The 26,001-nt window shown below is 74.2% G+C and carries 6 protein-coding genes; all 6 read right to left on the bottom strand.

All coding sequences use genetic code 11. The features are described 5' to 3' along the window. Positions 1–44: 44 nt before the first annotated feature. Positions 45–10,379, bottom strand: a complete 10,335-nt coding sequence (locus KBX06_RS24060) for a non-ribosomal peptide synthetase (RefSeq protein ID WP_210838908.1) — start codon at positions 10,377–10,379, stop codon at positions 45–47. 183 nt (positions 10,380–10,562) lie between these two features. Then, positions 10,563–15,398, bottom strand: coding sequence for a condensation domain-containing protein (locus KBX06_RS24055; RefSeq protein ID WP_210838906.1), 4,836 nt, complete (start codon positions 15,396–15,398; stop codon positions 10,563–10,565). Between the two features lie 99 nt (positions 15,399–15,497). Then, complete coding sequence (locus tag KBX06_RS24050; protein WP_210838904.1) at positions 15,498–17,306, bottom strand: non-ribosomal peptide synthetase; 1,809 nt, start codon at positions 17,304–17,306, stop codon at positions 15,498–15,500. 8 nt (positions 17,307–17,314) lie between these two features. Beyond that, the gene (locus KBX06_RS24045) at positions 17,315–18,349 is read right to left on the bottom strand and encodes a TauD/TfdA family dioxygenase (RefSeq protein ID WP_210838902.1); all 1,035 of its coding nucleotides are present in this window, start codon (positions 18,347–18,349) and stop codon (positions 17,315–17,317) included. A 25-nt stretch (positions 18,350–18,374) separates the two neighbouring features. Next, positions 18,375–19,172 carry an alpha/beta fold hydrolase gene (locus KBX06_RS24040; protein WP_307854739.1) on the bottom strand — a complete coding sequence of 266 codons (798 nt, stop codon included), beginning with the start codon at positions 19,170–19,172 and terminating at the stop codon, positions 18,375–18,377. A gap of 163 nt (positions 19,173–19,335) precedes the next feature. Further along, positions 19,336–25,944, bottom strand: coding sequence for a non-ribosomal peptide synthetase (locus KBX06_RS24035; RefSeq protein ID WP_210838898.1), 6,609 nt, complete (start codon positions 25,942–25,944; stop codon positions 19,336–19,338). Between the last annotated feature and the right edge of the window lie 57 nt (positions 25,945–26,001).

The following is a 26,001-nucleotide window of genomic DNA, read 5'->3' as shown; positions in this document are numbered from 1 at the left end:
TTCCTTTCTCGTTGGTGACAGGCGATTCGTTGACAGGCAATTCGTCACGCGGTTCCGGACAGTTTCCCGGCGAGGATCCCGCCGATTTCCGCGAGTGGTTCCGATTCGGTCATGCGCAGGTGCGTGGTGTCGATGTCGTGGCATTCCAGGTGGCCGTCGAGGTGGGGCAGCCACCGGGCCGGGGTCAACCGGTCGGCCCCCGTGCCGTCGCCGGCCCGGCCGGCCCCCGTGCCGTCGCCGGCCCGGTCGGCGGAGAAGAACAGCAGGTCGCCGGTGAACACCTCCGGCCGGTAGGAGGCCATGATCTCGGCGTGGTTCACCGCGGCCAGGACCAGGGCGTGGACCTCCGCGCCGGTGAAGCCGGCCAGCACCGGGTCACGGCGGCGCAGCACCTCCACCACGGCGTGCGGGTCGTACCGGTCGAGGAAGCCGTCGGGCAGGTCGTCGGTGTCGTCGCCGACCAGCATCCGCATCACCTCGCGGTCGTCGCGGGGGCGGGTGGCCTGCTCGGCGACCGGGTAGGCGTCCATCAGCGCCAGCAGTTCCACCTCCTCCCCCGCCGCCTGGAGCCGGGTCGCCATGGCGTGGGCGACCACTCCGCCAAAGGACCAGCCGAGCAGCCGGTACGGCCCGTGCGGCTGCACCCGCCGGATCTCGGCGAGGTAGTCCTCGGCCAGCTCGCCCACGCCACCGGCCCGGTAGCCGGGGGTGGACAGGGCCCGGGTCTGCAGGCCGTACACCGGCTGGTCGGGGCCGAGGTGCTGGGTGAGCCCGGCGTACGACCAGCTCATCCCCGCGCCGGGGTGCACGCAGAACAGCGGCGGGCGGGTGCCGGTGGTGCGCAGCGGCAGCAGCACCCCCGTCGCCGTGCCCTCGTCGGCCCCGTCGCCGAGCAGCCCGGCGGGGGTGGGCCGCTGGAACAGGTCCCGCACGGCCCGGTCCAGGCCGAGGTCGGTGCGGGCCCGGGCGATCAGGCGGGTGGCCAGCAGGGAGTGGCCGCCGAGGTCGAAGAAGTTGTCGTCGGGGCCGACCCGGTCGACGCCGAGCACCTCGGCGAACAGGGCACACAGCCGCTGCTCGGCCGGGGTGCGGGGGGCGCGGCCGGCGGCGGGCCCGTGCTGCGGGGCGGGCAGCGCCCGCCGGTCGAGCTTGCCGTTGGCGGTGACCGGCAGCCGGTCGAGGACCAGCACCGCCGAGGGCACCATGTAGCCGGGCAGTTGCCGCGCGGCGGCGTCGACCAGGGTGACCCCGTCGAGGTCCGCGCCGTCGGCGGGCACGACGTAGCCGACGAGCCGCTTGTCGCCGGGCCGGTCCTCGCGCACCACGACGGCGACCTGGCCGACGCCGGCCTGGGCGCCGAGCACGGCCTCCACCTCGGCCGGCTCGATCCGGAACCCGCGGATTTTGACCTGGCCGTCGGCGCGGCCCACGAACCGCAGGTCACCGGTGCTGGTCCAGGCGACCAGGTCGCCGGTGCGGTACATCCGGCCGCAGGCCGGGTCGAACGGGTCGGCGACGAACCGTTCGGCGGTCAACGCGGGCCGGCCCAGGTAGCCGCGGGCGACCTGCTCGCCGGCCAGGTACAGCTCGCCCGTGCCGCCGAGCGGCACCGGGCGTAGCCGGTCGTCGAGCACGTACGCGCGGGTGTTGTCGAGCAGCCGTCCCAGGTGGACGCCGGCGAACCGGCGGTCGGCGGTCTCGAAGCGCTGGTGGTGGGAGGCGAAGGTGACCTCGGTGGGGCCGTAGCTGTGCACCAGCACGGTGTCCGGGCAGTGCTCGAGCACCCGTCGCACGGCGGCCGGGGAGGCGACGTCGCCGCCGGTCCACACCTCCTTCAGCCGGGCCAGGGTGTCCAGCCCCTCGTCGGCCATCACGTGGAACAGGCCCATCGTGAAGTAGGCGGCGGTGACGTCGTACCGCTCGATGGTGCGGGCCAGCTCCCGCAGGTCGGTGCTGTCGCCCTCGGCGACGACGAGTTCCCCGCCGTGCAGCAGCGGCACCCACATCTCGTAGGTGGACGAGTCGAAGCCGTACTGGGAGTGCACCAGCATCCGGCGGTGGTGCCCGGCGTTCCAGCACCGGTCGGCGACGAGGTCGCGCACGTTGCGGTGGGTGACGCCGACGCCCTTGGGCCGACCGGTGGACCCGGAGGTGAACATGACGTACATCAGGGACCGCTCGCCGACGTCGACGGCCGGGTCGTGGTCGGGGGCGCCGGCCGGGGTGGCGCACTCGACGACGACGGTGCCGTGGTGGCGTTCGGCGGCGACGGCCGGGCGGTCGGCGACGTCGGTCAGCAGCACCGTCGCGCCGGAGTCGGCCAGGACGGTACGCACCCGGGCGGCGGGCAGTGCGGTGCCGACCGGGACGTACGCGGCCCCGCACTTGAGCACGGCGAGGGTGGCCACCACCAGGTCGACGCCACGGGGCAGCAGCACCCCGACCGTCGACTGGGGGCGGACGCCGGCGGCGATCAGCCGGTGGGCGAGGGCGTTCGCGGCCCGGTCCAGCCCGGCGTAGCTGAGCCGCCGGTCGCCGCAGGTCAGGGCGGTCCGGTCCGGGGTACGCCGCGCCTGCTCGCGGAAGGCCTCGTGCACGCAGCCCCGGGCGACGGGCACGGCGGTGTCGTTGAGCCCGTGCAGCAGCCGTCGTTCGTCGGCGTCGAGCAGGTCGACGTCGCCGACGGGCCGGTCGGGGTCGACGGCGACGGCCCGCACCAGCCGGGCGAGACGCCGCGCGAGCAGGGTCGCGGTGGCCGGGTCGAACAGGTCGGTGGCGTACTCGAGGACGCCGCGCAGCCCGGCGGGCCCACCGGCGGCGTCGTGGGTCTCCCGGACGGACAGGGTCAGGTCGAACTTGACGGTGCCGGTGTCGAGGCCGATCTCGTCGCCGGCGAACGGCGAACCGGTCGGGTCCACCTCGGCGGTGTTCTGCACCAGCAGCATCACCTGCACGAGCGGGTGGTGGGCGGTGGAGCGGGTCGGGTTGAGTTCCTCGACGAGACGTTCGAAGGGCACGTCCTGGTGGTCGTAGGCGGCCAGGTCGGCGTCGCGGACCCGGGCCACCAGCTCGGCGAACGTGGGGTCACCGGAGACGTCGGTGCGCAGCACGAGGGTGTTGACGAAGAAACCCACCAGATCGTCCAGGGCCTCGTCGCCACGACCGGCCACCACCGTGCCGATCGGCACGTCCGTGCCCGCTCCCAGCCGGGCCAGGACCACCGCCATCGCCGACTGGAGCACCATGAACACGGTGGCCCCGCAGGCGCGGGCGAGACGGCGCACGGCCTCGTGGGTGTCGGCGTCGAGGGTGAAGGGCACCACCTCGCCGCGGTGGCTGGCCTCCGCCGGGCGGGGCCGGTCGGTGGGCAGCTCCAACACCTGCGGTACGCCGTCGAGCGTGCGCCGCCACCAGGCCAGCTGCCGGCCGAGCAGACTGTCCGGATCGTCGGCGGCGCCCAGCAGCTCCCGCTGCCACCGGGTGTAGTCGGCGTACTGCACGGGCAGCGGCGCCCAGTCGGGGGCCGTGCCGTCGGTCCGGGCCCGGTAGGCGGTGGACAGGTCGCGCAGCAGCGGACCCATCGACCAGCCGTCGGCGGCGATGTGGTGCACCAGCAGCACCAGCACCTGCCGGTCCCCGTCGGGGCGCAGCAGCCAGGCGCGCAGCGGCAGGTCGGTGGAGAGGTCGAACACGTGGCCGGCGGCGGTGGCCACGGCGGCGGCCACCGCGTCGGCGGTGAGGTCGAGCACGGTCAGTTCGGGGTGTGCCCCGTCCAGGACGAGCTGGTGCGGTTCACCGTCGACGGCCCGGTAGACGGTGCGCAGCACCTCGTGCCGCGCGGCGAGGTCGGCCAGCGCCGCGGCGAGGGCGTCGGGATCCAGGTCGGCGTCGAGACGCAGCGCGACGGGGATGTTGTAGACGGTGCCGGGGCCGCCGAGTTCGGCGAGGAACCACAGCCGGTGCTGCGCGTACGACAGCGGCAGCCGGCCGGTACGGGCGGCGGGCGTGAGGGGTGCCCGGGTGCCGGCGCCACTGCTCCGGGCGACCCGGCGTTCCAGGCCGGCCGGGGTGGGTGCCTGGAACAGGTCCCGTACGCCGATCTCGGCGGCCCACACGGCGCGGACCCGGTTGACCAGTTTCGCGGCGAGCAGGGAGTGCCCGCCGAGGGCGAAGAAGTCGTCGTCGACGCCGACCCGGTCGACGTCGAGCACCTCGCCGAACAGGTCGCACATCAGCTGTTCGGCGGGGGTGCGTGGGGCGCGCGACGGGGTGCCGGCGGTGTAGTGGGGCGCCGGCAGCGCGGCCCGGTCGACCTTGCCGTTGGCGGTCAGCGGCAGCGCGTCGAGCACCACGAACGCGGCCGGGACCAGGTGCGCGGGCAGCGCCTCGGCGGCGGCGCGGCGCAGGTCGGCGACGGCCGGCTGCACGTCCGGTTCGCCGGGGGTCAGGTATGCCACGAGCCGCTTGTCGCCGGGGCGGTCCTCGCGCACCACCACCGCCACCCGGCCGACGCCGGGCTGTCGGGCGAGTACGGCGGCCACCTCTCCCGGTTCGATCCGGAAGCCCCGGATCTTCACCTGGTCGTCGGCGCGGCCGAGGATCTCCACCGTCCCGCAGGGGGTCCAGCGGGCGAGGTCGCCGGTGCGGTACATGCGGGATCCGGCGGGGCCGAACGGGTCGGCGACGAAGGCGGCGGCGGTGATGCCGCCCCGGTGCAGGTAGCCGTCGGCGAGGCCGGTGCCGGCGACGTACAACTCGCCGGTGACGCCGACGGGCACGGGCCGCAGCCGCTCGTCGAGGACGAGGCAGCGCCGGTCGGCCAGCGGCGGGCCCACGGGGACGGGCGCGGTCACCGGCGGGGTGTCGACCGGGTGGCAGTTGGTGAAGATCATGCTCTCGACGGGGCCGTACCCGTGCACCAGGCGCAGCCCGGTGAAGCGGCGGCGGGCGCGGGCCAGGTGCTCGACGGACGGCGCCTCGCCCCCGGTGACGACCTGGTGGACGGCGGCGAGGGCGTCGGGATGCTCGTCGAGCAGCACGTTGAACAGGCCGGCGGACAGCCACAGCGTGGTGACGCCGTGCGCGGCGACGAGGTCGGCGATGCGGGCCGGTTCGGGCCGCTGCCCCGGGTGCAGCACGACGGTGGCGCCGTTGAGCAGCGCCCCCCAGAACTCCAGCGCGAACGCGTCCCAGGACACGGGGGCGGCCTGCAACCACACCTGGTCGGGGCCGAAGTCGACGAAGGTCTGCCCGCACAGGGTGCCGACGACGGCCCGGTGCGGGGACAGCGCCCCCTTGGGCCGCCCGGTGGACCCGGAGGTGAACATGACGCAGGCCGGGTCGCCGGGGTCGCCGGGCAGGTCGAGCGGGCTCGCGGGCAACGCGTCGAGGGTGGCGGCGGCCCGGTCGAGCAGCACGGTGCGGGCCGGCCGGGCCGCGCCGAGACGGGCGGCCAGGGCGGCGTCGGTGACCAGGGCGGTGATCGCGGCGTCGGGAACCAGGGCGGCCAGGCGGGCGTCGGGGAACTCCGGGTCGAGCAGGGCGTACGCGGCGCCGGCCTTGAGCGTGGCGAGCACGGCGACGGCCATGGGCAGGCCCCGGTCCAGCAGGACGCCGACGACGTCGCCGCGCCGCACACCGATCGCCGCGAGGTGCCGGGCGAGCCGGTTGGCCTCGGCGTCCAGCTCGCCGTACGACATCCGGGCGGCGCCGTGCACCAGCGCGGTGCGGTGCGGGGCGGCGGCGACCCGGCGGGCGAACACGTCGGTGATCCGCTCGTCGGGCCGCCCGGCGGGGGTGGTGTCGTTGAACCGGTGGACCACCTGGTGCCGCTGTTCGCCGGTGAGCAGTTCGACGTCTCCGACGCGGGTGTCGGGGTCGGCGACGACGGCGGCGAGCAGCCGGGCGAGGGTGTCGGCGAGGCGGCTGACGGTGCCGGGGTCGAACAGGTCGACGGCGTACTCGACGGCGCCGGTGATGCCGGCGGGCCCGCCGGCCGGGTCGTGGTACTCCCGCACGGCCAGGGTCAGGTCGAACTTGGCCACGCCGGCCCGGAAGGACAGTTCCTCGCCGGCCAACGCGGTGTCCGGCTCCGGGTCGCCGCCATCGGCGTTCTGCAGCACCAGCATCACCTGCACGAGCGGGTGGTGGGCGGTGGAGCGGGTCGGGTTGAGCTCCTCGACGAGACGTTCGAAGGGCACGTCCTGGTGGTCGTAGGCGGCCAGGTCGGCGTCGCGGACCCGGGCCACCAGCTCGGCGAAGCTGGGGTCACCGGAGACGTCGGTGCGCAGCACGAGGGTGTTGACGAAGAAACCCACCAGATCGTCCAGGGCCTCGTCGCCACGACCGGCCACCACCGTGCCGACCGGCACGTCGGTGCCCGCCCCCAGCCGCGACAGCAGCGCCGCCAACGCCGACTGGAGCACCATGAAGACCGTCGCACCGTGCTCCTGCGCCACGCGGAGCACGCCGGCGTGGGTGTCGGCGTCGAGGCGGAACGGCACGATGTCGCCGCGCTGGCTGGCCTCCGCCGGGCGGGGCCGGTCGGTGGGCAGCTCCAACACCTGAGGTACGCCGTCGAGCGTGCGCCGCCACCAGCCGAGCTGCCGGCCGAGCAGACTGTCCGGATCGTCGGCGGCGCCCAGCAGCTCCCGCTGCCACAGGGTGTAGTCGGCGTACTGCACGGGCAGCGGTTCCCAGCCCGGGGCGTGACCGGCGGCGCGGGCCGCGTACGCCGCGGCGAGGTCGCGCAGCAGCGGGCCGGTGGACCAGCCGTCGGAGGCGATGTGGTGGGTGAGCACCACCAGCACCTGGTCGGGGTGTCCGCCGCCGGTCGGGCGCAGCAGCCAGGCCCGCAGCGGCAGGTCGGCGGCCAGGTCGAAGACGTGCCCGCAGGCGGTGTCGATCGCCTCGGCGAGGTCGTCGGCCGGCACGTCGAGGACGGTGAGGGGCGGCCGGGCCCCGGCCACGACCGTCTGGTAGGGCTCCCCGTCCGCACTGCGGTAGACGGTGCCCAGCACCTCGTGCCGCGCGGCGACGTCGGCCAGCGCCGCCGCTAGCGGCGCGGGGTCCAGGGCGGTGACGGGACGCAGCACCACGGGCAGGTTGTAGACCGCGCTGGGGCCGCCGAGCTCGGCGAGGAACCACAGCCGGCGCTGCGCGTACGACATTGGCATCCGCTCGACGGGGGCGACGGCGGCGAGGGTGGGTCGGGCCGCGGCGACCAGCTGGCCGAGCCGCCGTTCCAGGGTGGCGGGGGTGGGGGCGAGGAACAGGTCCCGGATGCCGACGTCGGTGTCGAGCACCGCCCGCAGCCGGTTGGCCAGCCGGACCGCCAGCATGGAGTGCCCGCCGAGGGCGAAGAAGTCGTCGTCGGGGCCGACCGACGGCAGGCTCAGCACCTCGGCGAACAGGCCGCACAGCAGCTCGGTGCGCACCGGGTCCCCGGCTGCGGCGGCGTGGCTGGGGGCGCGGTCGGCAGCGGCGGCGTGCACGGCGGCCCGGCGGGCGTCGAGGCCGGCGCGTTCGGCGTCGGTGAGCACGTCGAGGGTGCCCAGGGCGGCGGCCGGGTCGGCGGCGACGGCGCGCAGCAGCCGCAGGTACGCCGCCAGCAGCAGCTGCGCCGTGTCGGCGTCGAACAGGTCGGTCGCGTACTGGAGCCACACCTCGACCTCGCCGTCCTCGCCGAGGACGCAGGAGACACTGAGGTCGAACTTGGCCGTGTCGAGGCCGGCGGGGGTGATCCGGGCGTCCAGGTCGAGGATCCGCAGTTCGTCCCCGGGTGGGGTGTCGACGGTGAGCATGACCTGGAAGAACGGGTGGTGCGCCAGGGACCGGGCCGGGTTGAGTCGCTCCACCACCAGGTCGAACGGCACCTCCTCGTGCGCGTACGCGGCGAGGTCCGCCTCCCGCACCCGGGTCAGCAGGTCGGCGAAGCCCGGGTCGCCGGAGGTGTCGGTACGCAGCACCAGCGTGTTGACGAAGAAACCCACCAGGTCGTGCAGCGCCTCGTCGGGCCGGCCGGCCACCGGCGTGCCGATCGGCACGTCCTCGCCCGCGCCGAGGCGGGTGAGGGTGGCGGCGAGCGCGGCGTGGAAGACCATGAACCCGGTGGCCTGGCAGGTCTCGCCGAGGTCCCGCAGCCGGCGGTGGGTGTCGGCGTCGAGCAGGCTCCGCACGGACGCCCCTTCGAAGGTGGGCTCGGCGGGGCGGGGTCGGTCGGCGGGCAGGTCCAGCACGGCCGGCGCCCCGGCCAGGGTCTCCCGCCACCAGGTGAGTTGCCGGGCGAGCAGGCTGTCCGGGTCGGACTCCTCCCCCAGCAGCTCCCGCTGCCACAGGGTGTAGTCGGCGTACTGCACCGGCAGCGGCTCCCAGGCCGGCCCGTGACCGGCGACGCGGGCCGCGTACGCGGTGGCCAGGTCCCGCAGCAGCGGAGCCATCGACCAGCCGTCGGTGGCGACGTGGTGCAGCAGCAGCACCAGCGTCGACTCCGCGCCGGTGACGAACAGCCGCACCCGCAGCGGCTCGTCGACGCCGATGTCGAAGGTGTCGGCGGTGAACTCGGCGACCCGGGCCTCCAGCTCGACGCGCGGGCACTCCACCTCGGACAGCCGCACCCCGGAGGTGGGCAGCACCCGTTGCACGGGTTCACCGTCCACGGACGGGAACACGGTGCGCAGCACCTCGTGCCGGGCAACCACGTCGGCCACCGCCGCGTCCAGCGCCGCCCGCTCGGGCACGCCCGACAGGGCCAGCACCACCGGCACGTGGTACGTCGCCGACGGGCCCTCCAGACTGTGCAGGAACCACAGCCGACGCTGCGCGTACGACAGCGGGACCAGTTCCTCGCCGGGGGCGGGACGCCATCCGGCCGGCTCCGGCCGCCCGGTCGTCCGGGTCGGGTCGGCGGCACGCAGCCGCCCCCGGTCGATCTTGCCGGTGCTGCTGCGCGGCAGCGCCGCCACCAGGTCGACCACGCCGGGCACGGCGGGGGCGGGCAACCGCTCGGCCAGGTACGCGCGCACCTGCGCGGCGGTGACGTCGCCGACCACGTACGCGACGAGCCGCCGCACCCCGTCGCCCAGTTCCTGGGCGACCACGGCCGCCTCGCGGACGCCGGTGAGGGTGAGCAGGACCGACTCCACGGCGACCGGGTCGATCCGGTGCCCGTTGATCTTGACCTCGTCGTCGACGCGGCCGAGGTAGCCGAGCTGCCCGTCGGGGCGCACCCGCACCAGGTCGCCGGTGCGGTAGGCGGCCCGGCCGTCGAGGGTGGTGAAGCGGCGCAGGGTCAGCTCGGGGCGGCCCAGGTAGCCGTGGGCGAGCCCGCCGCCGAGCAGCCACAGTTCGCCGTCGACGAGGGCGGCCCGCACGCCGGGCAGGGGACGCCCGATCGGCACGTCCCCGCCGTCGTGGGTGGACAGGTCGGCGACGGTCGCCACGACGGTGGCCTCGGTGGGCCCGTACGTGTTGAGCAGTCGCACCCGGTCGCCCACCGCCCGCCGCCAGCGCCGCACCCGCTCCGGCAGGGCCGCCTCGCCGCCGATGACCACGGTCCGCAGCGCCGGGGGCAGCGTCACGCCGCCGGTGGACAGGGCGTAGGCCAGCTCGTGCCAGTACGCGGTGGGCAGGTCCAACAGGGTGACCCCGTGCGTGGCGCAGCCGGCCAGCAGGTCGGGCACGTCGAGCATCTCGTCGCCGCGCAGCACCAGCGTGGCCCCGGCGCACAGGGTCACGAACACCTCCTCGACGCTGGCGTCGAAGTGCAGCGGCGCGAACTGGAGCACCCGGTCGGCGGGGGTGACGCCGTAGCGGTCCACGGCCCCGGCGACGAAGTGGGCCAGGGCGTCCCGGCCGACGACCACGCCGTTGGGGGTGCCGGTGGAGCCGGAGGTGTAGATGACGTAGGCGGTGTCGACGGGCACGGCGGCGCCGGGCAGCACCAGCTCGCCCCGCGCCGCCACCTCGTCCAGGGCGGGCGGGGCGCCCGCGCACGCGTCGGCGAGGATCGCCTCGGTACGCGCCGCCGGTGCGCCCGGGTCCAGGGGCAGGTACGCCGCTCCGGCGCGCAGGGCCGCGAGGATCGCCACCACGGCCGCCACGCCCCGCGGCCGGTGGACCGCCACCAGCCGCCCGGGCCCGGCCCCCTCGGCGCGCAGCCGGTCGGCCCGCCGCGCGACGGCGGCGTCCAGCTCGGCGTAGCTGAGGCGGGTGGCACCGGCGACGAGGGCCGGGTGGTCCGGGTCGGCGCGGACCCGGGCGGTGAACGCCTCGTCGACCCCGACGGCCGGCCCGGCCAGTGGACCCCCGTCGAGGATCACCGTCGGTCGGGGGCCGGCGGCGGAGGTGGGCGCGGGCCCGGCGTGGTCGATCGAGGGCATCGAACTTCCTCCTGGGGTCGGGTGGGTCGCGCCGGTGCGCCGGGCGGGCCCGGTGGTGGGCCCCGGTCGCGGGTGGCCGGACGAACGGAAAGCCCCGGCGGCGCGTTGACCTGAGGCTAGTCAGCGCACCGCCGGGGCAGCGGCAGTCGGCGAGGCAGGATGGGGCCCGCCGGGCGGCGGGTTCTACCGGGCGCCCGCCCCCGTCCGTCGACGCAGTGCGGGTCGCGCGGGAGCGGCCTCGGCCGCGCCCGCGGCGAGCCGCTCGGCGAGCGCGGCCACCGTGGGTGCCTGGAACACGTCCCGGATGCTGACCTCCACCGCCAGCGCGGTGCGGATCCGGTTGACCAGCCGCACGGCGAGCAGCGAGTGCCCACCGACCTTGAAGAAGTTGTCGGTGTCGCCGACCGGTCGCCCGTCGAGAGCCTCGGAGAACAGCGTCCGCAGCGTCTCGCGCCGTGGGTCGGGGGGCGCGGCGGTGTCGGCCGGGGCGCCGGGGGCGGGCAGGGCGGCGGCGTCGAGGCCCCCTCCGGTGGTCAGCGGCAGCGTCGGCACGACCACGACGTCCGCCGGCACCAGCGCCTCGGGCAGGATCCGGGCGGCGTACCGGCGCAGGTCCGCGGCCACGACGCCGGGGCCGGCCGCGACCACGTAGGCGACCAGGCGTGGCCCGTCGGCGGGGTCGGTGTGGACACCGACGGCGGCCCGCCGTACCGCGGGGTGCCCGGCCAGGGCGGCGACGACCCGGTCCGGGTCGACGGCGGTCGTGCCCACCGTGATCCGGCGGTGGACCCGCAGCAGGCCGTCGGCGGCCCAGCTCGCCACGGTGCCGGTGCGCAGCATCCGCCCGCCCGTCGGGTCGCACGGGGCGGCCACGAGCCGGGCGGCGGTGGCGCCGGGCCGGTGCGGATACCCGCTGGCGACGCCGGGGCCGCACAGGTACAGCTCGCCGCGCACCCCGACGGGCACCGGGCGCAGCCGCTCGTCGAGCACGTGACAGTGGTCCCCGATCCGGGCCACCGCCGGCCCGGTCCCGGCCGGGGTGGGCGACGGGCCGTTCGCAGCCGGCGACGGATCGGCCGGGGCGACCGGGTGGAGCAGGGCCCAGGGGCCGGCCTCGGTGGCCCCGTGTGCGGTCAGCAGGCGCAGGCCCGGATGCCGGCGGCGCACCGCGTCCAGGTGCGCATCCGGCGGGTTGCCGGTGGTGACGACCTGCCGCAGCCGGCCGAGGGCCGTGGGATGTTCGTCGGCGAGCAGCGCGAGCAGCTCAGCGGGCAGCGCCAGCGCGGTCACGCCGTGCGTGGTGACCAGCTCGGCCAGCCGACCCGGGGCGGGTGGGGCGCCGGCCGGCAGGACGCAGGTCGCGCCGGAGCTGAGCGCGGCCCACAGCGCGGCGGTGAACTCCGCCGTCACCGGCGACTGCCAGGGTAGCCACACCTGCCCGGGGCCGGTGCCGGGTAGCCCCCCGGTCAGTGCCCGGTGCGGCAGGGCCACCGGACGCGGCGGGGCGCCGGTGACGAGCACGACGGCGGTGTCGCCGGGTGCGACGGTCGGCGCGGGGGGCACGGCGGGGTGCTGCCGCCAGTCGTCGGCGTCGAGTCGCACCGTGCGGCCGGGGGGCAGCCCCGGCAGCCGGGCGGCCAGCGCGTCGGTGGTGACCAGGGCGGCGAGGGTGACGGTGGCGGCGCGGGCGGCCGGCTGGTCCTGGTCCATCGGCAGGTAGGCCGCTCCGGCCCGCAGGGCGGCGAGGGCGGCCAGCGGCAGGTCCGCGCCCGGATCCAGCAGCACACCGACGACGTCGCCCCGGCCGACACCGAGGGCGGCCAGGTGCCGGGCGAGCCGGTCGGCGTCGGCGACCAGATCGGCGTACGACACGGGGCCGCGCGCGGTGGCCAGGGCGACCGCGTCGGGCGTGGCGGCGGCGCGGGCGGCGATCAGGTCACCGATGCCGGGGCCGGCCGGTCGGGTCGGGTGGGTGGCGGCGAGTCGGTGGCGCTCGTCGGCGGTGAGTACCTCCAGGGCGCCGACGGTGGTGTCCGGGTCGGCGACGGCCTCGCGCAGCAGCCGGGCCAGCCGGTCGGCGAGCCGCTCGGCGGTGAGGCGGTCGAACAGGTCGGTGGCGTACTCCAGCACGCCGGTGATGCCGCGCGGGGTGGCCCCGTCGCGGTCCTCGCGCACGGCGAGGGTGAGGTCGAACTTCGCGGTGCCGGTGTCGAACGGCAGCGGCGCCCCGGCGAGCACCTCGCCGCCCGGTCGGGGCCCGCCACTTTCCTGGAGCACCAGCGTGACCTGCACGAGGGGGTGGTGGGCGGTGGAGCGGGTCGGGTTGAGCTCCTCGACGAGACGTTCGAAGGGCACGTCCTGGTGGTCGTAGGCGGCCAGGTCGGCGTCGCGGACCCGGGCCACCAGCTCGGCGAACGTGGGGTCACCGGAGACGTCGGTGCGCAGCACGAGGGTGTTGACGAAGAAGCCCACCAGGGCGTCCAGGGCCTCGTCGCCACGACCGGCGACGGCGGTGCCGACGGGCACGTCGGTACCCGCGCCGAGGCGCGACAGCAGGGCCGCGAGGCCGGCCTGGAGCACCATGAACACCGTCGCCCCGGTGTCGCGGGCCAACCGCAGCACCGCGGCGTGGGTGCGCGCGTCGAGGGCGAAGGGCACCACGTCGCCGCGGTGACTGGACACCGCCGGGCGGGGTCGGTCGGTGGGCAGCTCCAACACCTGAGGTACGCCGTCGAGCGTGCGCCGCCACCAGGCGAGCTGCCGACCGAGCAGACTGTCCGGATCGTCGGCGACGCCGAACAGTTCCCGCTGCCACAGGGTGTAGTCGGCGTACTGCACGGGCAGGGGCGCCCGGTCCGGGGTCGTGCCGGCGGCCCGGGCCGCGTACGCCTCGGCGAGGTCGCGCAGCAGTGGGCCGGTGGACCAGCCGTCGGAGGCGATGTGGTGCACCAGCACGACGAGCCGCTGGCCGCCGTCGTCGACCCGGACGAGCCACACCTTCAGCGGAATCTGCGCGCCGAGGTCGAACACGTGACCGGTGGTGGCGTCGACCACGTCGGGCACCTCGGCGGCGGTGACGTCCAGGACGGTCACCTCCGGCTCCACCCGGTCGAGGACCACCTGGAACGGCTCGCCGTCGACGGCGGCGTAGACGGTGCGCAGCACCTCGTGCCGGGCGACGACGTCGCCGACGGCGGCGGTGAGGACGGTCGGGTCGAGCGGACGGTCCAGCCGCAGCACCACCGGGACGTTGTACATCCGGTTCGCCCCACCCATCTCGGTGAGGAACCACAACCGGCGCTGCGCGTACGACAACGGCACCTGGTCGGGACGGGTCGTGGGGGTCAGCGGTGGGCGGGTGCCCACGCCGGTCAGCTCCCCGATACGCCGGTCGAGGCCGGCGACGGTGGGGGTGCGGAAGAAGTCGCGGAGTCCGATCTCGACGCCGAGCACGCCGCGGATCCGGTTGACGAGCTTGGTGGCGAGCAGGGAGTGCCCGCCGTGGCGGAAGAAGTTGTCGTGCGGCCCGACCCGGTCGACGCCGAGGGCGGCGGCGAAGAGACCGCAGAGGATCTCCTCCCGGGCGCTCGACGGCCCGTCGGAGGCGGCGCTCGCGGCGCCTCCGACGGTGGTCGAGCGGTCGGCGGCGGCGCGCACGGCGGCGCGGCGGGCGTCGAGTCCGGCGCGCTCGACGTCGGTGAGCACGTCGAGGGTGCCCAGGGCGGCGGCCGGGTCGGCGGCGACGGCACGCAGCAGCCGAAGGTAGACCGCCAGCAGCAACTGCGCGGTGTCGACGTCGAACAGGTCGGTGGCGTACTGGACCTGCACCTCCACCCCGGCCGGTGCGCCGGCGTCGTCGCGCACCTCGGTGCAGAAGACCGTCAGGTCGAACTTCACGGCGTCCAGGGTGGCCGGACGGACGGTGACGGGCAGGTCGCCGAGGCGCAGCCCGGCCGGCGCAGTGGTGTCGACGGTGAGCATGACCTGGAAGAACGGGTGGTGCGCCAGGGACCGGACCGGGTTGAGTCGCTCCACCACCAGGTCGAACGGCACCTCCTCGTGCGCGTACGCGGCGAGGTCCGCCTCGCGCACCCGGGCCAGCAGGTCGGCGAAGCCCGGTTCGCCGGAGGTGTCGGTACGCAGCACCACGGTGTTGACGAAGAAGCCCACCAGCTCGTGCAGCGCCTCGTCGGGCCGGCCGGCCACCGGAGCGCCGATCGGCACGTCCTCGCCGACGCCGAGGTGGGTCAGGGTGGCGGCCAGGCCGGCCTGCATGGCCATGAACATGCTGGCCCGGCGGGTGCGGGCGAGGTCGGCGAGGAGGCGGTGGCTGCCGGCGTCGAGCCAGCCGGTGACGACGCCACCGCGCCGGGTGGGTTCGGCGGGGCGGGGCCGGTCGGCGGGCAGGTCCAGCACGGCCGGCGTCCCGGCCAGGGTCTCCCGCCACCAGGCGAGCTGGGTGGCCAGCACGCTGTCCGGGTCGGACTCCTCCCCCAGCAGCTCCCGCTGCCACAGGGTGTAGTCGGCGTACTGCACCGGCAGCGGCTCCCAGGCCGGCCCGTGACCGGCGACGCGGGCCGCGTACGCGGTCGACAGGTCCCGCAGCAGCGGACCGGTGGACGCGCCGTCGGTGGCGACGTGGTGCAGCAGCAGCACCAGCGTCGACTCCGCGCCGGTGACGAACAGCCGCACCCGCAGGGGTGGCTCGGCGGTGATGTCGAAGGTGCCGGCGGTGAACTCGGCGACCCGGGCGGCCACCTCGGCGGGCGGGCACCGCACCACGGACAGCGCGATGTCGCGGCCGTCCAGCACCCGCTGCACCGGTTCGCCGTCCACGGACGGGAACACGGTGCGCAGCACCTCGTGCCGGGCAACCACGTCGGCCACCGCCGCGTCCAGCGCCGCCCGCTCGGGCACGCCCGACAGGGCCAGCACCACCGGCACGTGGTACGTCGCCGACGGGCCCTCCAGACTGTGCAGGAACCACAGCCGACGCTGCGCGTACGACAAGGGGATCACGGGCACTCCTCCTGCTCGACCACGACCGGACCATCCGTTGCGCCGTGGGGTTCGTACGGCGTGCTGGCCGCCCGCAGGGACGGCCCGCACGCCGGGGGGTCAGGCCGACGCGGCCGCCAGCCGGGCGTCGATGGCCCCGGCCAGGTCGCGTAGCCTCGGGTTCTCGAAGACGGTGCGCACCGGCAGGCTCAACCCCAGCTCGGCGCGGACCCGGGAGACCAGCTTGATCGCCAGCAGCGAGTGGCCGCCCAGCTTGAAGAAGTTGTCGTCGGCGCTGATCGACGGCATGCCCAGCACGTGCGACCAGACGGCGGCGATCAGCTCCTCGACCCGGCCGGCGGGCGGCTCCCCGGCGGGGGTGTCGGGGACCGCCTGCGGCGTCGGGGCGGGCAGTGCGGCCCGGTCGAGCTTGCCACTGTTGGTCAGCGGGAAACGGTCCAGGGCGACGAACGAGTCCGGCACCATGTACCCGGGCAGGCTGGCCGCGGCCAGCTCGCGCAGCGCGGCCGGGTCGACCGGCCCGGCGGACCGGTGGTAGACCACCAGCGCCGGGTCCTGGCCGTCGTCGGCGCGGACCACCACAGCCACCTCGGCGACGGCCGGGTGCCCGGCGAGCACCGCCTCGATCTCGGCCAGCTCGATGCGGTGGCCGCGCACCTTGACCTGACCGTCGACGCGGCCGTGGAACTCCAGCCGCCCGTCGGGCAGTTGGCGGCACCGGTCGCCGGTGCGGTACATCCGTCCACCGTCGCCGGCCGGGTCGGCGACGAACCGCTCGGCGGTCAGCACGGGCCGCCGCCGGTAGCCACGCGCCACCCGGGGGCCGGCCAGGTACAGCTCGCCGACCTGCCCGGCGGGGACGGGGGTGAGGGTGTCGTCGAGCAGCCGCAGGCGCAGCCCCGGCAGCACTCCGCCGATGTGCGGCGGCACCTCGCCGGTGATCCAGCCGGCGGTGGCGTCCACGGTGCACTCGGTCGGCCCGTACAGGTTGACCGCGCGCAGCATCCCCGCGTCGACCAGGTCGGCCAACCGCGCCCACAGGGCGGGGCTGATCGCCTCGCCGCCGACGAGCAGGGTCAGCGGGCGGCCCTGCGCGGCACGCGCCGAGCCGGTGAGGTGTTCCAGCAGCGGGTCGGCGTGCGACGGGGTGATGTCCAGGTCGGTCAGCGCGGCGTCCTCGACCAGCGCGCCGAGCAGCGCCGGGTCGGTGCGGGTCTGCTCGTCGAGCATGACGACGGTGTCGCCGCGGCACAGGCGTACCCACTGCTGGACGGAGGCGTCGAACGACGGCGAGGCGTTCCAGGCGACCCGGCCCGCCTCGCCCACCACGACGCCGGTGGCCTCCAGTTCGGCGAGCAGGGCGCTGACCGCGCCCCGACTGACCTCGACGCCCTTGGGGCGGCCGGTGGAACCGGAGGTGTAGATGACGTAGGCCAGCGTGTCCGGGGACACCGGCACGGGCCGGTAGCCGGTCGGCGTCCCGCCGGGTGCGGCCAGGTCGGCCACCGGCACCCGCGGCACGTCCCCGGCCGAGGGTGCGCCGTCCGCGCCGTCGACGACCAGCAGGTCGGCACCGGAGTCCTCGACGAGGTAGCGGCGCCGGTCGGCGGGCAGGCGCGGGTCGACCGGCAGGTAGGCCGCGCCGGCGGTGAGCGTGCCCAGCAGGGCGGCCACCAGGTCCACGCCCCGGGGCAGGCACAACGCGACGACGGTCTCCGGTCCGACGCCCCGCGCGGTGAGCCGGTGGGCGATGCGGGCCGCCCGGTCGCGCAGCTCGGCGAAGGTGACGGTGACGTCGCCGGACACCACGGCGGGCCGGTCCGCCGGTGCGTCGGCGAGGCGGTCGAGCAGGTCCCGGCTGGCGGCCGGGGGCACGGCGGCGGCGAAGTCGATCACTGCACTGGTCATGGCGCGGCTCACTTCCCGTGGGGGGTGGTCGCCGGGGCGGGGCTGGGCTGGCAGTCGGCCAGCGACACCTCGTCACCCATCGCCACGACGATCTTGCGGGCGCCGGTGAACGCCTCCCGGCCGTGGGCGCACAGGATGTTGTCGACCATCAGCAGGTCGCCCCGCTGCCAGGTCTCGCGCACGGTGACCCGGTCGTAGACGTCGTTGATGGCGCAGACCTCCTGCGCGGTGAGCGCGGAGCCGTCGCCGACGTACGTGTCGAACGGCAGCCCGTCCTCGCCGTAGGTCTCCAGCAGGACCTCGCGCACGTCCGCGTCGAGGGTCCACCGGTTCCAGAAGGCGTAGTGGTTGAACCAGGACTGCTCGCCGGTGACCGGATGGGTGATGATCGCCGCGCGGCGCTGGCGGGTACGCAGTTCGCTGTCGGGCAGCCACTCGTGGCCGATGACGTTCTCCCGGCAGTACTCCTCGACGCCGGCCGGGTCGTCGGTGGCGAAGCTCTTGTGCCAGGGCAGGCCGGCCAGCTCGGAGAAGTTGCGCACCAGCAGCCAGCCGGCGGCGGCGAACCGCTCGCGCAGGTGCGCCGGCATCAGCCGCAGCGCCTCGCGCATGTCGCCGACGGTGGTGGCGCCGCCGGTCTCGGGGGCGGTGAGGCAGGCGAACAGCAGGGTGCCGGGGAAGTCGAGGGTGTAGCTGTTCTCGTTGTGCAGCCGGATCGGCTGCACGGCGGGCAGGTCGGTGGAGGAGAAGACGCCCTCGCCGAAGTCGGTACGCGGGGTGGCCTTCTCCCGGTACCCGGTGCGCTGCGGCATCAGCACGTCACGGACCCGGGCGAAGTCGGTGGTGTCGGCCACCGGCAGGCCGCGGACCATGACGGCGCCGCAGCGCAGCAGCTCGGCGCGGACGGCCTGCCGGTGGGCGGTGACCCACTCGACGGCGGCGTCGATCCCCTCGATCGGCGGGGTGACGATGATGGCCGGCTTGCCCGGCTCGCGGCGCACGTCGAGGTGGACGGCGGGCACCACCTGCGCTGTGGGTGACATCGGGGATCCTCCTGGGGATGGGTGGTCAGGCGTACTCGGGCCGGACGGTGGCGCCGTCGACGACCGTGGTGACCAGGGACAGGAAGTCATCCATCTGGTCCTGGAAGTAGAAGTGGCCACCCGGCAGCACGTGGGTGGTCACGGCGGCGCGGGTGACGTCGACCCACCGGCCGAGGGCGGCGGCCGGCACGACGGGGTCGGCGTCGCCACCGATCACGGCGACCGGGCAGTCCAGCGGCGCGGTCTCGGCGGAGCGGTAGGCGTCGTCGATGGCGAAGTCGGCTCGGATCGACGGCAGCACCAGTTCCCGCAGCTCGGGCTCGTCGAGAATGCCGTCGTCGGTGCCACCGCGTTCCTTGATGGCGGCGACGAGCTGGTCGTCGTCGAGCGTGTCCGGATGCACGGGGCTGGGGTTGGGCAGGAAGGGGGCCCGGCAGGCGGAGGCGATCAGGGCACGCGGGGCTCGACCGGCCGCCGTCAGGGCACGGGTCACCTCGTACGCCACCAGGGACCCCATGCTGTGCCCGAGCACGACCAGGTCGTCGGTGTCGGGCGGCAGGCAGGCCACGATGGGGTCGACGAGGTCGGCCATCCGCTCGGGCAACGGCTCGGAGAACCGGGCACCGCGCCCCGGGTACTGGCCGACGAGCAACCGTACGCCGGCGGGCAGGCGCTCCCGCCACGGCGCGTACGCGTGGGCGTTGCCGCCCGCGTGCGGGAGCACGAGCAGTGAGGTGCGGGGGGGCTCGCCGTCGTCGCCGGGCAGCACCCAGACGACGTCGTCGGGCGACGGGTGGTCGGTCGGGTGTCGGGCAGGGTTCACGATGCGCTCCATTCGTCGACGCGCGTGGCATGACATTGGATGAAGAATCGGGAATGGCTGGAGTGCGAGTGATAAAGGCATTCGCACGTGTGATCCCATTCGGGCTGAGACTATCGGGGCGGTGGGCCGACCAGCGGCAGTCCGCGGGGCAGGTTGGGTGCGGCTACCCGCCCACCGGCCCGCCGGGCAGGGCGGTGCCGGCCTGGGTCCGCCGGCGCAGCGTCGGTCGGGCGCGGGCCGGCGCGGCGGGCAGGTGCTCGGTGAGGGTGGCGATGGTGGGTGCGGTGAAGATGTCGCGGATGCTCAGGTCGACACCGAGGACGGTGCGGGCCCGGGCGGCGAGTCTCGCGGCGAGCAACGAGTGCCCACCCAGGTCGAAGAAGTCGTCGTCGATGCTGACCGACGCCACGCCCAGGACCTCGGCGTACAGGCCACACAGGATCTCCTCCCGCGGATCACGCGGGCCACGACCGGCTGCCCGACCGGCGCTCAGGTCCGGCGCGGGCAGGGCCCTGCGGTCGAGCTTGCCGTTCGCGGTCAACGGCATCCGCTCCAGCACCACCACCACCGACGGCACCATGTGCTCCGGCAACCGACCCCGCACCCACTCCCGCACGTCCTCCACCAGGCCGACGGGGGACGCAGCGGCGGAGACGGTGGAAGCCGAGGCGGTGGGAGACGCAGCGGCGGAGTGGGCGGAGGCAGCCGGCAGCGCGTCCAGTGCGGAAGGCCCGTCGGCGGGAGCCTCGTGGGCGACGGTGCGCGGCCGTACGTCCGGGACGAGGTAGGCGACCAGGCGGAGGGTGCCGCTCGGATCCGGCACCGCGACCACCGCGGCCTGCCCCACCCGCTCATGACCCAACAGCACCGCCTCGACCTCACCAGGCTCGACCCGGAACCCCCGAACCTTCACCTGCCCATCAACCCGCCCCACGAACTCCAACACCCCCGCCGACGACCACCGCGCCAGATCACCCGTCCGATACAACCGCTCACCCGACCCACCAAACGGATCAGCCACAAACCGCTGCGCCGTCAAACCCGACCGATTCAAATAACCAACCGCCACACCCACACCCGCCAAATACACCTCACCAACAACCCCCACCGGCACCGGCCGCAAACAACCATCCAACACAAACACCCGCTTGTTCGCCACCGCCCGACCCACCGGCACCGACGAACCCGAAAAACCAACCGGCACCTCAAACGTCGTCGAAAAACCCATCGACTCCGCCGGCCCATAACCATTAGCCACCCGCAACCCCGGACACCGCGCCACAATCCGCGCCACATGCACACCCGAAGCCGCCTCACCCCCCGTAAACGCCACCCGCACCCCGTCAAACGCCTCCGGATACTCCTCCACCAACAAATTGAACAACCCCGACGACAACTGCAACATCGACACCCGATGCTCCGCCACCAACGACACAATCACCGACGGCTCAGGCCGCTGCCCCTCCTGCAACACACACACCCCACCAAACAACAACGCCCCCCAAAACTCCAACGAAAACGCATCCCACGACACCGGCGAACACTGCAAGAACACCTCCCCCGGCCCAAACACCGCATACCCCTGCCCCACCAAACTCCCCACCAGAGCCCGATGCGACGCCACCACACCCTTCGGCACCCCCGTCGACCCCGACGTAAACATCACACACGCCACATCCGAACCACCCACCCCCACCGAAGGCACCACCGAAGAACACGAACCAATAACCCCCGCATCCCCATCCACCCGCACCACCGAACAACCACCAACAACCCCCACACGAGACACCAAACCATCCCGAGTCACCAACACCACCGCACCCGACTCCCCCAACAACCACCCCAACCGCTCATCCGGAAAATCCGGATCCAACAACACATAACCAGCACCCGCCTTCACCACCCCCAACACCGCAACCGCAAACTCCACACCCCGCTCCAACAACACCCCCACCACATCACCCCGACCAACCCCCACCGACAACAAATGCCACGCCAAACGAGACGACCGAACATCCAACTCCCCATACGACAAACCCACCCCCCCACACACCACCGCCAACGCACCCGCATCCACACCCACCCGAGACGCAAACAAACCACCCAACGACCCATCCACCACCGCCACCGACGTCTCGTTCCAACCCCGCAGAACGGCATGGCGCTCGTCGGCGCCGAGGACGTCGACGGCGTCCACGGGAAGGGCCGGGTCGTCGAGCACCTGGGTCAGCACGCGGCGCAGGGCGGCGACGAGGCGGTCGGCGGTCGACGGGTCGAACAGGGCCGCGCTGTAGATCAGCGCGCCGCCGATGCCGGCGTCGCCCTCGTCGCGCAGCAGGAACTCCAGGTCGAACTTCGCGGCGGCGGTGTCGACCACGCCGCCCCGGCCGCAGCGCAGGCCGGGCAGCCGCAGTTCGCCGTCGGTCGCGTCGTCGAGGGCCAGGCAGACCTGGAACAGGGGATGCCGGGCGAGGGAGCGGACCGGGTTGAGTGCCTCCAGGAGCAGGTCGAAGGGAAGTTCGGCGTGGGCGAGGGCGTCGAGGTCGGTGGCGCGTACCCGGGCCAGCAGGTCGGTGAAGGAGGGGTCGCCGGAGGTGTCGGTGCGCAGCACCACGGTGTTGACGAAGAAACCGACCAGCGCGTCCAGCGTGTCGTCGCAGCGGCCGGCGACCGGGGTGCCGATGGGCACGTCGGTGCCCGCGCCGAACCGGGTCAGGGTGAGCGCGAGCGCCGCCTGGAGCACCATGAACGGGGTGCACCGCTGCTGGCGGGCGAGCTGGCGGACACGCTCGGTCAGGTCGGGGTCCAGCCGGACGGGCACGGCACCGCCACGGTGGTCGGCGACCGCCGGGCGGGGCCGGTCCAGCGGCAGCGCGAGCTCCTCGGGCAGCCCGTGCAGGGCGGTACGCCAGTGGGCGAGGTCGGTGGCGTGCACGCTGGTGGGATCGTCGCGGTCACCGAGCATGGCACGCTGCCAGAGTGCGTAGTCGGCGTACTGGACGGGCAGCGGCGGCCAGTCGGGGGCGCGGCCAACGCGCCGGGCCGCGTAGGCGGTGGCCAGGTCGGCGAAGAGGGGACGCAGCGACTGCCCGTCCGTGGCGATGTGGTGCAGCAGCACGAGCAGCACCCACTCCTGTTCACCGCAGTCGACCAGGGTGACCCGGATCGGCGGGGCGGCGGTGAGGTCGAAGGCGTGCCGGGCCTCCTCGGCCAGCAGCGCCTCCACGTCGTCGGGGGCGGCCCGGCGCAGCGCCACGGGCACCGGCGCGGTGTCGACGACACGCTGGTACGGCTCGCCGTCGACGGTCTCGACGACCGTGCGCAGCACCTCGTGGCGGTCGGCCAGGTCGGTCAGGGCGGCCCGCAGGGCGTCGACGTCCAGGTCACCGGTGAGCCGCACGGCGAGCGGCACGTTGTAGGTGGCGCCGCCTCCCTCCAGGGAGTCGATGAGCCAGAGCCGGCGCTGCGCGTACGACAGCGGGACCCGCTCGGGGCGCGACCCGGCGGTGACGGCGGGCCGCATGCGGGCGCGGCCGGTGGAGGCGAGGTGGTCGGTGAGGGTGGCGATGGTGGGTGCGGTGAAGATGTCGCGGATGCTCAGGTCGACACCGAGGACGGTGCGGGCCCGGGCGGCGAGTCTCGCGGCGAGCAACGAGTGCCCACCCAGGTCGAAGAAGTCGTCGTCGATGCTGACCGACGCCACGCCCAGGACCTCGGCGTACAGGCCACACAGGATCTCCTCCCGCGGATCACGCGGGCCACGACCGGCTGCCCGACCGGCGCTCAGGTCCGGCGCGGGCAGGGCCCTGCGGTCGAGCTTGCCGTTCGCGGTCAACGGCATCCGCTCCAGCACCACCACCACCGACGGCACCATGTGCTCCGGCAACCGACCCCGCACCCACTCCCGCACGTCCTCCACCAGGCCGACGGGGGACGCAGCGGCGGAGACGGTGGAAGCCGAGGCGGTGGGAGACGCAGCGGCGGAGTGGGCGGAGGCAGCCGGCAGCGCGTCCAGTGCGGAAGGCCCGTCGGCGGGAGCCTCGTGGGCGACGGTGCGCGGCCGTACGTCCGGGACGAGGTAGGCGACCAGGCGGAGGGTGCCGCTCGGATCCGGCACCGCGACCACCGCGGCCTGCCCCACCCGCTCATGACCCAACAGCACCGCCTCGACCTCACCAGGCTCGACCCGGAACCCCCGAACCTTCACCTGCCCATCAACCCGCCCCACGAACTCCAACACCCCCGCCGACGACCACCGCGCCAGATCACCCGTCCGATACAACCGCTCACCCGACCCACCAAACGGATCAGCCACAAACCGCTGCGCCGTCAAACCCGACCGATTCAAATAACCAACCGCCACACCCACACCCGCCAAATACACCTCACCAACAACCCCCACCGGCACCGGCCGCAAACAACCATCCAACACAAACACCCGCTTGTTCGCCACCGCCCGACCCACCGGCACCGACGAACCCGAAAAACCAACCGGCACCTCAAACGTCGTCGAAAAACCCATCGACTCCGCCGGCCCATAACCATTAGCCACCCGCAACCCCGGACACCGCGCCACAATCCGCGCCACATGCACACCCGAAGCCGCCTCACCCCCCGTAAACGCCACCCGCACCCCGTCAAACGCCTCCGGATACTCCTCCACCAACAAATTGAACAACCCCGACGACAACTGCAACATCGACACCCGATGCTCCGCCACCAACGACACAATCACCGACGGCTCAGGCCGCTGCCCCTCCTGCAACACACACACCCCACCAAACAACAACGCCCCCCAAAACTCCAACGAAAACGCATCCCACGACACCGGCGAACACTGCAAGAACACCTCCCCCGGCCCAAACACCGCATACCCCTGCCCCACCAAACTCCCCACCAGAGCCCGATGCGACGCCACCACACCCTTCGGCACCCCCGTCGACCCCGACGTAAACATCACACACGCCACATCCGAACCACCCACCCCCACCGAAGGCACCACCGAAGAACACGAACCAATAACCCCCGCATCCCCATCCACCCGCACCACCGAACAACCACCAACAACCCCCACACGAGACACCAAACCATCCCGAGTCACCAACACCACCGCACCCGACTCCCCCAACAACCACCCCAACCGCTCATCCGGAAAATCCGGATCCAACAACACATAACCAGCACCCGCCTTCACCACCCCCAACACCGCAACCGCAAACTCCACACCCCGCTCCAACAACACCCCCACCACATCACCCCGACCAACCCCCACCGACAACAAATGCCACGCCAAACGAGACGACCGAACATCCAACTCCCCATACGACAAACCCACCCCCCCACACACCACCGCCAACGCACCCGCATCCACACCCACCCGAGACGCAAACAAACCACCCAACGACCCATCCACCACCGCCACCGACGTCTCGTTCCAACCCCGCACCACCGCGTCACGCTCCACCGCGTCGAGCAGTTCGATGCCGCCGACCGGCGTACCGGGACGGTCGGTCATGGCGGCCAGCACCCGGTGGAAGGTGCGCTGGTAGGCGTCGAGGTCCATGGCGTCGCAGTGCGCGCTGTCGACGCTGACGTCGATGCGCAGGCCACCCTCGGGGTGATGGGTGACGGTGAGGGCGACGTCCTCGACCGTCCCGCCGGTGGAGAACAGGTGGTGCACGGCGGGCAGCCCGGCGAAGGTGTCGTGCTCGTCGCCGGCCACGAAGTTGACCACCGGACCGAACTCGCGCCGCCCGTCGGTGGACCAGCCGAGGTCGCGCAGCAGATCGGCGGAGTCGTACCGCTGGTGCCACTGCGCCCGCAACGCCTGCCGGGCGACCCGGGCGGCCAACGCCTCGGCGGTCTCGGCCGGGTCGACGCGGCACCGCAGCGGCAGGACGTTCGCCATCATGCCGGGCACGCCGATGGCGGCCGGGCCGAGCCGTCCGGGCGTCGGGAGGCTGAGCAGCACGTCGTGGTCCCCGGTCCACAGGTGCCGGTGCACGGCGGCGGCGGTGAGCAGCGCCTGCTGCCAGGTCACGCCCGCGCGTTCGGCGAAGTCGCGCAGCCGCGCGACGCCCTCGACGTCGACCCGGGAGACCTGGCGGGTGACCCGGTTGGTGGGCCGGGCCGGCGACGGCGGCCCCAGCGGCTGGGGGGCGTCGGCCATCACCTGCCGCCAGTAGCCGGCGTCGCGCTGCTGCGCCCTGGAACCGGCGTAGCGGGACTGCTCGTCGAGCAGGGCGGTGAAGGAGCCCAGCGGTGGACCGGCGGGACGGCCACCGGCCAGGGCGGTGTAGAGCTCCGCGCCGCGTCGGCGCAGCACGGTGGAGGTGTAGCCGTCGTGGATGAGGTGGTGGGCCCGGTTGTACCAGAGGTGGTGGTCCGGGCCCAGCCGGATGATCTCGTGGTGGAACAGCCGGTCGCGTTCGAGGTCGGGGGCGGTGTCCATGTCCTCGCGCATCAGCCGCAGCGCCGCCGCGTGAGGGTCCGCTTCGGCGCTGAGGTCCCGCAGCCGGGGGGTGAAGTCCGGTGCCGGCCCGAGGTACTGGGCGGGCATCCCGTCGACCTCGGTGAACCGCAGCCGCAGGGTCTCGTCCTCGGCGACCAGCGTCCGCACGGTGGCCAGCAGGGCGTCCGCGTCCAGCGGTCCCCGGATCTCCAGGTACCCGCCCATGTTGTGCACGGGGTTGGTGGGATCGATCCGCTGGGCGTACCAGACGCCGAGCTGCGCGGCGTTGAGCGGCCGGGTGCCGGTCGTCGGGTCGGACATGGTGGAACCCCCATCTGGGCGCGGTTTCGGTGCGGTCGGAACAGGCGGCGACGGCCC

Source organism: Micromonospora sp. C31, assembly GCF_018070575.1.
Taxonomy (GTDB): domain Bacteria; phylum Actinomycetota; class Actinomycetes; order Mycobacteriales; family Micromonosporaceae; genus Micromonospora.
This window is presented reverse-complemented; position numbering and strand designations above follow the sequence as displayed.

Coding starts and splice junctions, on each gene's coding strand:
- KBX06_RS24035 (WP_210838898.1), bottom strand. CDS start 25,944: ATGTCCGACCCGACGACCGGCACCCGGCCGCTCAACGCCGCGCAGCTC.
- KBX06_RS24060 (WP_210838908.1), bottom strand. CDS start 10,379: ATGCCCTCGATCGACCACGCCGGGCCCGCGCCCACCTCCGCCGCCGGC.
- KBX06_RS24045 (WP_210838902.1), bottom strand. CDS start 18,349: ATGTCACCCACAGCGCAGGTGGTGCCCGCCGTCCACCTCGACGTGCGC.
- KBX06_RS24050 (WP_210838904.1), bottom strand. CDS start 17,306: ATGACCAGTGCAGTGATCGACTTCGCCGCCGCCGTGCCCCCGGCCGCC.